This window comes from uncultured Actinobacillus sp. (genome assembly GCF_945915845.1).
Classification (GTDB): Bacteria; Pseudomonadota; Gammaproteobacteria; order Enterobacterales; family Pasteurellaceae; genus Exercitatus.
Window position 1 is genome coordinate 1 of the sequence record NZ_CAMEFX010000017.1, and the last position, 14,535, is coordinate 14,535.

At 39.4% G+C, this 14,535-nt stretch carries 8 protein-coding genes; 5 read left to right on the forward strand and 3 right to left on the reverse strand.

The features are described from left to right. Positions 1 to 211: 211 nt before the first annotated feature. Positions 212 to 1,150 (reverse strand): tRNA 2-thiocytidine(32) synthetase TtcA, encoded by a 939-nt coding sequence (gene ttcA / locus Q0O89_RS05655; protein WP_293730758.1) that lies wholly within the window; start codon positions 1,148 to 1,150, stop codon positions 212 to 214. A 132-nt stretch (positions 1,151 to 1,282) separates the two neighbouring features. On the opposite strand from ttcA, the gene mukF reads away from it, so the two are divergent. From mukF to mukB, 3 genes are read left to right on the forward strand one after another with little or no spacing between them, the layout of a single operon-like run. Then, positions 1,283 to 2,617 (forward strand): chromosome partition protein MukF, encoded by a 1,335-nt coding sequence (mukF, locus tag Q0O89_RS05660; protein ID WP_293730759.1) that lies wholly within the window; start codon positions 1,283 to 1,285, stop codon positions 2,615 to 2,617. A 34-nt stretch (positions 2,618 to 2,651) separates the two neighbouring features. After that, positions 2,652 to 3,389: a chromosome partition protein MukE gene (gene mukE, locus Q0O89_RS05665; protein WP_293730760.1), complete on the forward strand. Its 738-nt coding sequence runs from the start codon at positions 2,652 to 2,654 to the stop codon at positions 3,387 to 3,389. Then, the gene (gene mukB / locus Q0O89_RS05670; protein ID WP_293730761.1) at positions 3,389 to 7,918 is read left to right on the forward strand and encodes a chromosome partition protein MukB; all 4,530 of its coding nucleotides are present in this window, start codon (positions 3,389 to 3,391) and stop codon (positions 7,916 to 7,918) included. The genes mukE and mukB overlap by 1 nt, the downstream gene beginning before the upstream one ends. 234 nt (positions 7,919 to 8,152) lie before the next feature. On the opposite strand, the gene Q0O89_RS05675 is transcribed toward mukB, so the two are convergent. Next, on the reverse strand, positions 8,153 to 11,173 hold the full coding sequence (locus tag Q0O89_RS05675; protein WP_293730762.1) for a glycoside hydrolase family 2 TIM barrel-domain containing protein: 3,021 nt from the start codon (positions 11,171 to 11,173) through the stop codon (positions 8,153 to 8,155). Between the two features lie 13 nt (positions 11,174 to 11,186). Further along, positions 11,187 to 12,467, reverse strand: a complete 1,281-nt coding sequence (locus Q0O89_RS05680) for an MFS transporter (RefSeq protein WP_293730763.1) — start codon at positions 12,465 to 12,467, stop codon at positions 11,187 to 11,189. 221 nt (positions 12,468 to 12,688) lie between these two features. On the opposite strand from Q0O89_RS05680, the gene Q0O89_RS05685 reads away from it, so the two are divergent. Together Q0O89_RS05685 and Q0O89_RS05690 are read left to right on the forward strand one after the other, a co-directional pair. Further along, positions 12,689 to 13,693: a LacI family DNA-binding transcriptional regulator gene (locus tag Q0O89_RS05685; protein WP_293730764.1), complete on the forward strand. Its 1,005-nt coding sequence runs from the start codon at positions 12,689 to 12,691 to the stop codon at positions 13,691 to 13,693. 469 nt (positions 13,694 to 14,162) lie between these two features. After that, positions 14,163 to 14,504: a hypothetical protein gene (locus Q0O89_RS05690; RefSeq protein ID WP_293730765.1), complete on the forward strand. Its 342-nt coding sequence runs from the start codon at positions 14,163 to 14,165 to the stop codon at positions 14,502 to 14,504. Positions 14,505 to 14,535: the final 31 nt, after the last annotated feature.

The window sequence follows — 14,535 nt, forward strand, 5'->3', positions numbered from 1 at the left end:
CAGAACAGAACAGAACAGAACAGAACAGAACAGAACAGAACAGAACAGAACAGAACAGAGAAGTCTTATTCAAACTACTTTCTCTGTTAAAACGAGCCACATCCTCTGCTGACTTAGAAAAGCCTATTCCTAAAATAAAGCTCATCACATTTGAAAAAACCTAGCACGAGTGGTGCTAGGTTACTTAATGCCAGGTGGATTGAATGACAGATTAATTAATTTCTTTAAATTGAATCAAACTTTCCCCTGAAAAATCAGGTTGTTCATCATCTTCATCAAATTTTAATGTCGTAGGCAATTCTTCTTTATCGAAAGCAATATCTCCCACAATCCCGTCCATTTGTTGACCATGTTGAATACCCTGGAAATCAAATAATTTCGGATCGCACAAATGGGATGGCACCACATCTTGCATCGCCGCAAACATCGTTTCTAAACGTCCCGGGTATTGACGATCCCAAGTATTAAGCATTTCTTTGACCACTTGACGCTGTAAATTAGGTTGGGAGCCGCAAAGATTACAAGGGATAATTGGGAACTGTTTTGCCACAGCATATTTTTCAATATCTTTTTCTTTACAATAAGCGAGAGGGCGAATCACGATATGTTTACCATCATCACTCATTAATTTAGGCGGCATAGATTTCATTTTGCCCCCGTAGAACATATTTAAAAATAAGGTCGCTAACATATCATCACGGTGATGACCTAAAGCAATTTTAGTTGCGCCTAGTTCTGTGGCGGTGCGATATAGAATCCCACGGCGTAAACGAGAGCAGAGCGAACAAGTGGTTTTACCTTCAGGAATTTTTTCTTTCACAATACCGTAAGTATTTTCTTCCACAATTTTGTAGTCCACTCCGATAGATTGCAAATATTCAGGCAAAACATGTTCGGGAAATCCCGGTTGTTTTTGGTCTAAATTTACCGCCACAATATCAAAATGAATCGGTGCGCTCAGTTTTAAGTTCAACAAAATATCAAGCAAGGTGTAGCTGTCTTTTCCGCCTGAAAGACAAACCATCACTTTATCGCCATCTTCAATCATATTGAAATCAGCAATGGCATTGCCCACATTGCGACGCAAGCGTTTTTGCAATTTATTTAAGTTATAAATCTGTTTTTTCTCTTTTTCAGTTTGCTCGTTCATCAAAATCTTCTTCTACGCTAAGTTTAAAATAAATGTCGCGTATAGTACGTTTTTATTTATAAAAATCAAGCTGTAAGATCTGCATAAAATACTGTATAATCGGCAAAATTTTTTGTGTCTTGAGAAAAATCAATGTCTGAAACATCACAAACTATTCCGGAACTGGTTTCTTGGGCAAGAGAACGCGAGTTTTCCCTAAACCTAAATACAGAACGTTTAGCCTTTTTACTGGCCATTGCCCTTTTTAACAACGAACGCTTCGACGGCGAAATGCAAGAGAGTGATTTGGTGGATATTTATCGCCAAGTTTCAAAAGAGTTCGAGCTATCAGAAGCAGTCACAACACGTGCGAATAATGCGATTAATGATTTAGTAAAACAACGTTTTCTTAATCGTTTTAGCAGTGAATTTACCGAAGGATTATCTATCTACCGCCTCACCCCATTGGGCGTAGGTGTCTCAGATTATTATATTCGTCAACGAGAATTTTCTGCATTGCGATTGTCTGTACAATTAGCTATTGTTGCCGATGAAATTCAACGTGCCGCCAAATCTGCGGAAGAAGGTCATCTCAAAAATGAAGATGAATACTTTTGGCGTCGCAATGTATTTGCACCACTGAAATATTCTGTTGCAGAAATTTTCGATAGCATTGATTTATCTCAACGTATTATGGATGAAAATCAACAGAGTATTAAAGAAGAAATCGCCGAACTCCTCACTAAAGATTGGCAAGCGGCAATTGCGAGTTGTGAGCGTTTATTAGATGAAACATCAGGGAATTTGCGCGAGTTACAGGATACCCTAAATGCTGCCGGCGATAAATTACAAGCTCAATTATTACGCATTCAAGACTGCGTTATTGAACATGATGAATTGTATTTTATTGACCAACTTATCATTGATTTGCAAGCGAAATTAGACCGTATTATTAGTTGGGGGCAACAGGCCATTGATTTATGGATTGGATACGACCGCCATGTGCACAAATTTATTCGTACTGCCATTGATATGGATAAAAATCGGGTATTTAGCCAACGTTTACGCAATTCTATTCATCACTATTTTGATGCGCCTTGGTATTTATGGACGGCACAAGCAGAACGTTTAATTGATTTACGTGACGAAGAATTGACATTGAGAGATGAAGATGCGCTTGGTGAGTTGCCTGAAGAATTACAATATGAACAACTCTCTGATTTACACGATCAAATCGTAGAAGCGATGCAAGCCTTATTAATTAATCACCGTGAACATAATCAACCGATTGATCTAAGCTTGGTATTAAAACAACAGCTTGATAACTATCCATTATCACGTCATTTTGATGTAGCACGCATCATTGTTGACCAAGCTGTTCGTTTAGGCATGGCAAGCGCGGATTTATCAGGCGTTTATTCCCAATGGCATGAAATCAATGATTACGGTGCTGAAGTACAAGCCAATGTGATTGATGAATATAAATAGCAATCGGAAACGAATTTTATAAAGAGAAGAAAAAATGAACGAAAATCTTCAAGACTTAATTTCAACAAAATTAGCCGCAGCCATTGCAAATCCGTTATTTCCTGCGGTGGATAGCCTGTTACGTTCGGGCAGACATATTGGGCAGGAACATATTGATAATTATGCGTTTTTGGCTGATTTCCAAAATGAATTAGATGGTTTTTATCGCCGTTATAATGTAGAGCTCATTCGCGCGCCTGAAGGCTTTTTCTATTTGCGTCCGAAAGCGACAACGTTGATTGCCCGTTCAGTGTTGAGTGAATTGGAAATGTTGGTGGGTAAGGTGTTGTGTTATTTATATCTTAGTCCGGAACGTTTAGCGCAACAGGGCATTTTTACCGTACAAGAAGTGTATGACGAGTTATTAAATTTGGCGGATGAAGCAAAATTGCTGAAAGCCATTAATTTGCGTGCTAGCGGTTCGGATTTAGATAAACAGAAATTAGCAGAAAAAGTGCGAGCAGCCATTGGGCGTTTACGCCGTTTAGGAATGTTGCATACGGTCGGTGAGCAAAATAGCGGTAAATTTACCATTTCTGAATCTGTGTTCCGTTTTGGGGCGGAAGTGCGTGGTGGTGAAGATTTACGTGAAGCGCAGTTGCGTTTAATTCGCGATGGGGAAGCCGCAACACCAGAATCCTTGACAGCGGAGAAAAACGCTTTGGACGAGGAAAGTGCGATAGAAAATGAAGAAGATTTTGAAGATGATAATAATCAAGAAGGAGCGGAATAATGGCGGAGTTTGAATTAGAGCAAGATGTGCTTGAAGCGGAAGAAGTGATTGAGACCGCCGAAAGTGAAGATGAAACTCTCGATAATTTCACCGCGCTTTCGCCCTTTGCTACACCGGCCGGCGTTGAGCGGGGTAAATTCCGTTCTTTAACCTTAATTAACTGGAATGGTTTCTTTGCGCGTACCTTCGATTTAGACGAACTGGTGACCACTCTTTCAGGGGGGAATGGGGCAGGTAAATCCACCACCATGGCAGGTTTTGTGACAGCCTTAATTCCTGATTTAACGCTGTTACATTTCCGTAATACCACAGAAGCGGGCGCGAGCGGCGGTTCGCGCGATAAAGGCTTGCACGGTAAATTACGCCCGGGCGTTTGTTACGCGGTGTTAGATTGCGTGAATTCACGTCATCAGCGTGTACTGGTGGGCGCGCGTCTACAACAGGTTGCGGGACGTGATAAAAAAGTGGATATTAAAACCTTCAGCTTGCAAGGTATCGAATTATCCATCAATCCGACCGCACTTTTCACGGACGTGGTGAATGAACGTCAAGCTAAAGTCTTAGGTTTAACGGAACTTAAAGACAAAATCGATCAACTTGGCGGTCAATTTAAGCAATATCATTCCATTGCTGATTATCACGGCATGATGTTTGATTTGGGCATTATTCCAAAACGTTTACGTTCATCTTCTGACCGTAGCAAATTCTATAAACTTATCGAAGCTTCGCTTTATGGTGGGATTTCCAGTGCCATTACAAAATCCTTGCGCGATTATTTATTGCCTGAAAACTTGGGCGTACGCAAGGCGTTCCAAGATATGGAAAGCGCGTTGCGTGAAAACCGTATGACCCTTGAAGCCATTAAAGTGACCCAATCCGATCGTGATTTATTCAAACATTTGATTACGGAAACCACAAACTATGTGGCGTCAGATTATATGCGCAACGCCAATGAGCGTCAGGGTAATATTGAAGCGGCATTAACCTTCCGTAAAGAATGGTATCAAGCGAAATCTGAACAAGATTTATCCCAACATCGTTTGGTTGATTTAAGCCGTGAAGCGGCAGAATTGGCAGAGAGCGAGAAAACTCTTGAAGTGGATCATCAAAGCGCGGCGGATCACTTAAATTTAGTGCTGAATGCTTTACGCCATCAAGAAAAAATCGAACGTTATCAAGATGATGTGACCGAGCTAAATGAAAAACTCGAAGAACAAAAAATGGTGGTCGAAACGGCGAATGAGCAGCTTGAAGAAAGCCAAGCGCAATTTGAGCAACTTGAAACCGAAGTGGATCAAATTCGTAGCCAATTAGCGGATTACCAACAAGCACTTGATGCGCAACAAACCCGTGCCTTGCAATATCAACAAGCGATTCAAGCTTTAGAAAAAGCGAAAACCTTATGTGGTTTAGCGGATCTTGCGGTGAAAAATGTGGACGAATATCACGAAGAATTTGCGGCACAAGCGGAAACCTTGACAGATCGCGTCCTTGAACTTGAGCAAAAAATGGCGATTTCCGAAGCGGCGAAAACCCAATTTGATAAAGCCTATCAGTTGGTTTGTAAAATTGCCGGCGAAGTCCCTCGTTCAGCGGCTTGGGAAAGTGCAAAAGAATTATTGCGCGAATATCCAACCCAAAAAGTGCAAGCGGCACAAACGCCACAATTGCGCGCGAAATTACACGAATTAGAGCAGCGTTATGCACAACAACAAAGTGCGGTGAAATTATTAAATGATTTTAATCAACGCGCGAATACCAGCCTTGAAACTGCCGATGAGTTGGAAGAATGCTATAATGAGCAAGAAGCTTTATTAGATGACTTAAATGCGGAACTTTCCGAGCAAGTGGAAAATCGCTCCACTTTACGTCAAAAACGCGAGCAGTTGAATGCGGCTTACAATGAAAATGCAGCCAAAGCTCCAGCTTGGTTAACGGCTCAAGCCGCGTTAGAACGTTTAGAAGAACAATCCGGCGAGCGTTTTGAAGATAGCCAAGATGTGATGAATTTCATGCAAGGGCAAGTGACTAAAGAGCGCGAATTGACCATTCAACGCGATAAATTGGAACAAAAACGCCAACAATTAGATGAACAAATTACGCGTTTAAGTCAACCGGATGGTTCAGAAGATGCGCGTTTGAATATGTTAGCGGAACGCTTTGGTGGCGTGTTGCTGTCTGAGCTTTATGATGATGTACCAATTGAAGATGCGCCATATTTCTCCGCACTTTATGGACCGGCACGTCATGCGATTGTGGTACGTGATATTCAAGCGGTAAAAGCACAGTTAGCAACCTTAGAGGATTGCCCTGATGATTTATATTTAATCGAAGGGGATCCGTCTGAGTTTGATGACAGTGTATTGTCGGCACAAGAGCTTGAACACGGTGTGGTTGTTCAGGTTTCAGAACGCGAAGTCCGCTATTCAAAATTTCCTGAAATTCCATTATTTGGTCGTGCAGCACGTGAAAAACATTTAGCTGAACTGGAAATTCAACGTGATGAAGTGGCGGAAAACTATGCGCAAGTGGCATTTGACGTACAAAAATGCCAGCGTATCCATAGTCAATTCAGTCAGTTTATTAGCTTGCATTTGGCGTTAGCATTTTTACCTAACCCTGAAGAATTGATGCGCGAAATCAATGTGGAACGTAATGAAATTGACCGTGAATTGACCGCACTTTCTACTACAGAACAACAATTACGCATTAAATTAGACAACGCCAAAGAGCGTATGCAGTTGTTAAATAAACTCATTCCACAATTAGCGATCATTGCCGATGACAGTTTGCTTGATCGTATTGAAGAATGTCGTGAACAATTGGATACGGCGGAACAAGATGAAATCTTTATTCGTCAACATGGCAACAGCTTGGCGCAGTTAGAACCGATCGCCAATACCTTGCAAAGCGACCCTGAGAATTATGAACGCTTAAAAGGTGATTTAGCGCAAGCGATTGAACAGCAAAAACAAGTGCAACAAAAAGTGTTTGCGTTGGCAGATGTGGTTCAACGTAAAAACCATTTTAGTTATGAAGATGATGTGCAAACGGAAAGCAATGGCTTAAATGAGCAATTACGTTCGCGCTTAGAACAGGTTCAAGCCAAACGTGATGTGCAACGCGAACAAGTGCGTCAAAAACAAGCACAATTTGCCCAGTACAATCAGGTATTTATTCAATTACAAAGTTCGCAAGTGAGTAAAAATCAGTTATTACAAGAGTTAATGACTGAGGTTTCAGAACTGGGTGTTCGTGCGGATGTTGGTGCAGAAGAGCGTGCGCGTGTACGTAAAGATGAGTTGTATCAACAACTTTCCACCAGCCGTCAACGCCGTTCTTATGTAGAAAAACAGTTGACCTTGATTGAAAGCGAAGCAGAAAATCTCAGTCGCCGTATTCGTAAAGCGGAACGTGATTACAAACAACAGCGCGAGCTTGTCGTAGCAGCAAAAGTAAGTTGGTGCGTGGTGTTGCGTTTATCTCGTCATTCAGATGTGGAAAAACGTTTAAATCGCCGTGAATTAGCTTATTTATCTGCGGATGAATTGCGTTCAATGTCGGATAAAGCGTTAGGAGCGTTGCGTCAAGCCGTGGCGGACAATGAATATTTACGTGACGCATTGCGTTTATCGGAAGATAGCCGTAAACCTGAAAATAAAGTGCGGTTCTTTATCGCGGTGTATCAACATTTGCGCGAGCGTATTCGTCAAGACATTATTAAAACCGATGACCCAATTGACGCTATCGAGCAAATGGAAATTGAGTTAAGCCGTTTAACGGATGAATTGACTAACCGTGAGCAAAAATTGGCGATTAGCTCAGAATCCGTGGCGAATATTATGCGTAAAACCATTCAACGTGAGCAAAATCGTATTCGTATGCTTAACCAAGGACTACAAAATATTGCCTTTGGTCAGGTGAAATCTGTGCGTTTGGTGGTGAATATTCGCGATACACACGCCATGTTATTAGACGCACTTTCAGGTAGCCAAGAAGATTATCAGGATTTATTTAATGATAATCGTATGACCTTCTCTGAAGCGATGGCAAAACTTTATCAACGCTTAAATCCACATATTGATATGGGACAACGTACCGCGCAAACCATTGGGGAAGAATTACTGGATTACCGTAATTACCTCGATCTTGAAGTGGAAGTGTACCGTGGCGCAGATGGTTGGTTACGTGCAGAAAGTGGGGCATTATCAACAGGTGAAGCGATCGGTACAGGGATGTCAATCTTACTTATGGTGGTGCAAAGCTGGGAAGAAGAAAGCCGCCGTTTACGCGGTAAAGACATCTTACCATGTCGCTTATTATTCTTAGATGAAGCGGCGCGTTTAGACGGTAAATCTATTAGCACTTTATTCGAATTGTGCGAACGTTTAGATATGCAATTGCTCATCGCCGCCCCTGAAAATATTAGTCCGGAAAAAGGCACAACCTATAAACTGGTGCGTAAAATTTCAGGCAATCAAGAACATGTACATGTTGTTGGGTTGCGTGGTTTTGGGGCAACAGAGTAGCATACTCAAGTAATTAAGTCAGAAGTGCGGTTAAAAAATCAATTACTTTTAACCGCACTTTGTCTATTTCCGCTATTACTGAAGCAAAATGACATTATGTTTATGTCTAAATACCATTTGGGTTCTCAACAATCAAGCCTTCAAATCAATCCTCAATCTACAAATTGAAGATGGGTTGGAATGATGGAATGAATTTGACCATAAATAATAGGACAAATAACTTGCCCCGAATACCTAAACCCGAATACAAACGCCCCACTCAAATTCTGTTTCATTCAGACGATATTTTGTTTTTAAGGCAGGACCGCAAGAATTAGAGCCCACACCACTCATTTTATAATCTATACATAATACCCTTGAAGGGTATTCCATTAAATCATAGCAATGAGACTTTTGCGTCATTTCTTCTTGAGTATAAGGCAAAAAGCTAAAACTAAACGGTGTATTTGCAGTAATAGTTAGCTTATCTGCTGTCACAAAATGGGTGCCATAATGGCTATTATTTTCCTGTGGTTTAACATATGGCATTGTGTAATCAGCCAGATCGATTTCATAACGCCCTAGTTTTGCTAAATGATGTTTATCTATATAGCTTTCCGCTTCACCATAGCCAAAATATTGCACTTTATCTTGTATTTTAGGCAAGAAGAAACGCAAGCCAAAGCGCGGCAAATAAGGCAAATGAGCAGGGCGGTTGGCGGTAACTTTTATCGTTAATTCGCCGTCAGCATGGATTTGATAACGAACATGCAACGTTAAAATTCGGCTTTTTGATGTAGCAACGATGCCTAAATCAGCGTCAATAATGGCCGCGCTTTCTGTCTGCTGCCAACGAGTTTTATAAGCACGAGTATAAGCCAGATGATAGCCTGCATTTTGCCATTGTTCACGAATAAGGCGATCGTTATCTGTTGGTGCACGCCAAATGTTGAAATCTAAAGGCTGTTCAATGAGAGCCTCTCCATTTTTATTAATTTCCGTGAAAATACCACGATTTTTATCGAATTTGTAACGATAATGCGCATTTTCAATGATAAATTCATGGCTGCTCTCAATGACATTAAATGACGAAAGTGCGGTTAAATTTTCACGTATTTTAGGGCAAACTAATTTATCGTTGTTAATCACAATTTGATCAAAGCCCAAGGAATGACCGATATTAACTAATGGCTGAGCTTGACGCTGAATATATTCTAAATCAAGGGTGACAAATCCATTTGGATATGATGGAATGTCGAGAGGTAAATAAACCCGTTGTTTTGGTGGGCAATTCACTTGTAATTCACCTTGTTTCACTACATCGCCATTGACGACAAAGGCAAATCGAATCGAAACAACATCTTGTAGATTGGTAAAATCCCAATGGTTGGTTATTTCTATTTTATTATCTACAAGTGCAGCACGAATTGGGCGATTCACATTTTTTAATTCCAATAAATTTGTGTGCGGAATGCGATCTTGGGAAACTAAGCCATCCATACAGAAATTGCCATCATTAGGCGTGTCGCCAAAATCCCCACCGTAACCTACGCGACCTGAATTATCAGGTAGATATGGCGCATGGTCGCACCATTCCCACACAAAACCACCGCAGGATTTTTCATATTTTTCAAAAGTTTGCCAATAATCTTCCGCATCGCCATTAGAGTTCCCCATGGCGTGCGTATATTCGCAAAGAATATAGGGTTTCGTTTTGCTTGGATCGGTGCAATAACGGTCTAAGGATTCCGTTGCCGGATACATTTCGCTGTAAAAATCTAAATTAGACACATCATTTGGGTGTTGACTATGTTGATAAATTGAACTTTCATAATGAACTAAACGGCTCGCATCACGTTGTTTAATCCAAGCCGCTGCGGCTTCAAAATTTTCACCATAACCACTCTCATTGCCTAGCGACCAAATCACCACAGAAGTGCGGTTTTTATCTCGTTCAATATTCGCAAAAGTGCGGTCTAAAATAGCGGATTTATATTCAGGCGCGCGTGCAAAATAACAGAAATTATCGATAGTTTGCTGACGGATTTTTTCATCATGATTGATACAAGGGTCATTAAGGAAAATACTTTTTTCCGGTGTTTCCACATAAACCATACTTGCACCATGACTTTCTATATCGCTTTCTGCAATAAGATAGAATCCATATTGGTCACAAAGTTCGCTAAACCAAGGTGCGTTAGGGTAGTGCGCTGTACGAATGGCGTTGATATTATGCTGTTTCATTAAGGTCAAATCCACTAACGCTTGTTCGCGTGAAATAGCATAACCGGTTCTAGGATCGCTATCATGTCGATTGACTCCTTTAAACTTAATCGCTTGCCCATTCAGTTTTAACACGGCATTTTCTACATAGATTTTGCGGAAACCGATTTTTTGTTCAATCACTTCATTGCCCGATGTCATCATTAAGCGATAAAGTTGCGGATTTTCCGCATTCCACAAGATCGGATTATCCAAAATCAGAGAAAAGGTTGTCGTATTCTGACGTGCGATTTCAGTCCCTTTCGGATCGAATAAAACAAATTCAATAGGTTGTTTTTCTTGATAAAATAGTGTTTCTACGGTGAGCGTTGCTTGATTGAATGTATCATTTAAATCCGTTTTAATAAAAAAGTCTTGTAAATAATTCACATCTCGTGTTAACAAATAGACATCGCGGAAAATCCCCGACATGCGGAATTTATCTTGATCTTCTAAATAGCTCCCGGCACACCATTTCAACACCACGACATCAAGTTGGTTTACACCTGATTTTAGATGATCGGTAATCTCAAATTCGTTCGTGCTATGGCTAATCTGCCCAAAGCCTACAAATTGTTGATTGACGTAAACAAAGAAACAACTGTCTACGCCCTCAAAATTGAGCAAGTAACGTTTATCTACCATTGGCGTGAAATCAAAGCAATGACGATAATGCCCACAAGGATTATCTTTCGGTACAAATGGTGGGTCAAATGGAAAAGGGTAGTTGATATTGGTGTAATGATGTTGATCAAATCCTTGTGTTTGCCAATTAGATGGCACAGGGATTTGCGTCTTTAATGGTGCAGTCAAGAAATTCTCTGGCAACTCCTGCATGCTGTGATAATAAGTAAAATCCCAATTTTTTCCCGAAAGTGCGGTAAAAAATGAAGAGGTTTCGCGCGAAAGCGAGGCAGCGTTTTGCCCTATTGCAAATGGCACAAAATAAGCATGATGCGGTTGACGATTGATATGTAAGGTTTCAGGATTTTCAAAATATTGTGGTAATTGCATAGGAAACTCCATTTTAGCGTAATGAATTGCGTTTATGTAATTGGTAGCGTTCAGATAAGGACATTTTGCCGGTTAAGGTGAACGCAGAAATTAAGGTAAAGGTAACAGCTATACAACCTAAAATAAAGTAGGTATGTTGATAACCGTAAATATCATAGCCTATGCCAACAAGCGGCGATACAATCATATTACCTACTTGTTTGGCAAAATGGCAGGCGACTAAATAAATAGTGGCAGAAAAATGTAACTCAAACGTATTGGCGATATATTTGAATACGCCCACAAGGTAAAAAGGTACTTCAAACATATGTAAGGTTTTTAATACAACCACATGCCAAGCTTCTGTTGCAAATGACGAGCCAATAATTCGAACACTCATAATTGAACCGGCAATCAATAGGGCATTTTTCGCTCCAATACGGTTAATAATCAATGGAACAAAGAACATAATCAATGCATTTAGCATTTCGCCGGCAGTAGTCACATAGCCAAACATTTGAATGCCTTCTGCGTGAGAAGTGAAAAAGGTATTAAAAAAGTTACCGAATTGTTGGTCAAAAATATCATAAATACAAGCCACACCAACTACATAAGCCAGCAATGCCCAGAATTTTGCACGTTTAAAAATAGCGATAGCTTGTTTTAAAGTCACGGGATTTTTGTTAGATACAAGTTGCTCAACCACTTTAGTCGTTGAACTTTCCTGTGGATTGGCAAGGGCAATAAGTACCAATAACACCAACGCACCTGCAGAGCCTAACCAAAATACTGCATTAGGGTTATGCCCATAGAGATTGCCTGCAATAGAGGCACAAATCGCCCAACCGAACATGCCAAACATCCGCGCACGACCATATTCAAATTGGCTTCGGCGGCTAACGCGTTCAATATAGGCTTCGGAAGCAGGGGAACCTGCTTGGAATACAAATCCCATGTATGCCCCACCCACTAAGGAACCTAGCCAAATATTCGTTTTGAGCAATGGCGCAAATACATAAATAAAGAATGGGGCATAAAAGACTAAGGTAATAGCCAGCACCCAAAGCAAATGTTTTTTCACACCTAATTTATCAGAAACATAACCGAAAATAGGTTGAAAACAAAGAGCAAAAAAAGACATCATGGCAAAAACCATGCCTGCATCTTCGCCTGAAAGCCCGTTAATATCGCCAAGCCAAATCCCCAAGAAAGGATAGCAGGTCGCCATAATAAAGAAGTAAACAAAGAAATACCCACCAAAAAGCCAATAATTTTTATTGGCAAGATAATAAGTTTGTGGATTTGTTGCTTCCATAGAAACTCCTATTTCAAATTAGTTAATGATTTTTAGCGAATGTTAACGTTATCATTTATCATTAACAACAAATTTTTGATAAAAATGTGAAGTAGATCACATTTTTTAACGTTAACATTTTATTTCTATGACAAAAATCACAATTTTCAAAGTTAACGTTAACTATAGCGAAAAAAGAAGGTAATATATAAGGCACAAGCGTAGTAAAAATGGGAGTTGTTATGGCATCATTGAAAGAGGTAGCAAAATTAGCCGGGGTTTCATTAATGACAGTGTCACGGGCATTAAATAATCCCGAAAAGCTATCAAAGTCCACTTATGATGTAGTAAAAAAAGCCATTGATGAATTAGGCTATGTCCCTAATTTTGCTGCACAAAATATCCGTGGGGTAGCACGCAAAACCATCGGTGTTCTATCGCTTGGCACAGCAACGACACCGTTTTCTGTGGAAATATTATTAGCTATCGAAAAAACAGTGCGAAAATATGGTTGGCATTCCTATGTGATTAATACCTTTGAAAATGATGAAGATGAGCTTGAACAAGCGGTTGAACAGCTGATTTCTCATCGTCCCAATGCCATTATTATTGCGCGGAATGGACTAAAAAAAGTCAAAATTCCCGAAAGATTGCGACAATTTCCTATTGCGCTCGCAAATTGTGTCACTGATGATGCAGCTGTTGCTAGTTATATTCCTGATGATTTCCATGGACAGCAAGCCATAGGGGAGTTGTTGGTCAAAAAAGGTTATAAAAAAGCCTTATTTTTGCATATACCACGTAATTATATTGCTACCAAAGCCCGTAAAGCTGGTTTTGAGCAGGTTTTTGAAACCAATCGGAAAAGTGAAAATGCGGTTAAAATTGATCACTTTTTTATGGAAGATGATGGTGAAAATTATTTTACCGGCGCAAAACCTCTTATTGATTTGCTACAACGTCACAAAAAATTAGATTATGATGTCATCGTTTGCGGAAATGACCGAATTGCTTTTGTGGCATATCAATTATTATTACAGCAGGGATACCGTATTCCTGAAGATATTGCTGTTACAGGTTATGATAACATGGTCGGTGTAACGCATTTATTTTTACCGTCATTAACTACGGTGCAATTACCACATTATGAAATGGGAGAGCAAGCTGCGTTACATTTAATTGAAGAACGCACATCAACAGAAGCGGTTTTAATTCATTGCCCATTGATTATTGGTGAATCTTGTTAACTTTATCTTAAACATTTATTTAAATTCATTTCTATAAAATCCGGCAACGTTTACAAGAAAAATCTTTTATTTTTCACGTAGCGTTGCCATTTCTATTTTTTATTTCTGCAAATAATCACGTATCTCATCCCACATATTAAATATAAAAAATAAATATTCTCACAACAAAATAAATCGCAAGAGTAGCCCTTCTCACAAAAGTGACTTTTTGTAATTAATTATTTAACATAATATAGATTATGCGAAATCAGTTATCTGGTTAGGAAATACTACGATCTAAATAAATCACAAGGTTATCAACAGGTATCTTGTATCGGTGAAGCTAGATAATGATTGATTGAATTGTGTTATTTGAGTGATTCTTTTAGCAAGTTATTACAGTAAAATTATAAAAATACTGCTTAGATAATACATGAATGTGATATACTGATTACAAGGTAGCAACGTTTTGAACTTAAAAGGAAGAATAATGATAGATAATATGATTAAATGCCCATTTTGTTTTACAGAATCTGAACGAGGAATCTCTGTATGTCGAGGTTGTCACGCTACAGTGAAATATGGAGAAAGTATAATACCTTATTTCGTTATATCTTTAATTTTTGGCTTAGTTGGTGGATTTTTTCTATTACGTTTTTTAGGAGAAAATGTATTTATATCAATACAAAATTTAAGTAAAGAAACTGGGTTGACTTTATTTATAGTTATTGTTGCAATACTCTTTTCATTATCGCTTTATATTCTGCTAAGCTATGTTAGAAGTCCCAATGCAAGAAATAAAGTGACATTTCATCGATATATGCCTAAATAACATCAAAAAAGCCGACAATCCGTCGGCTTTT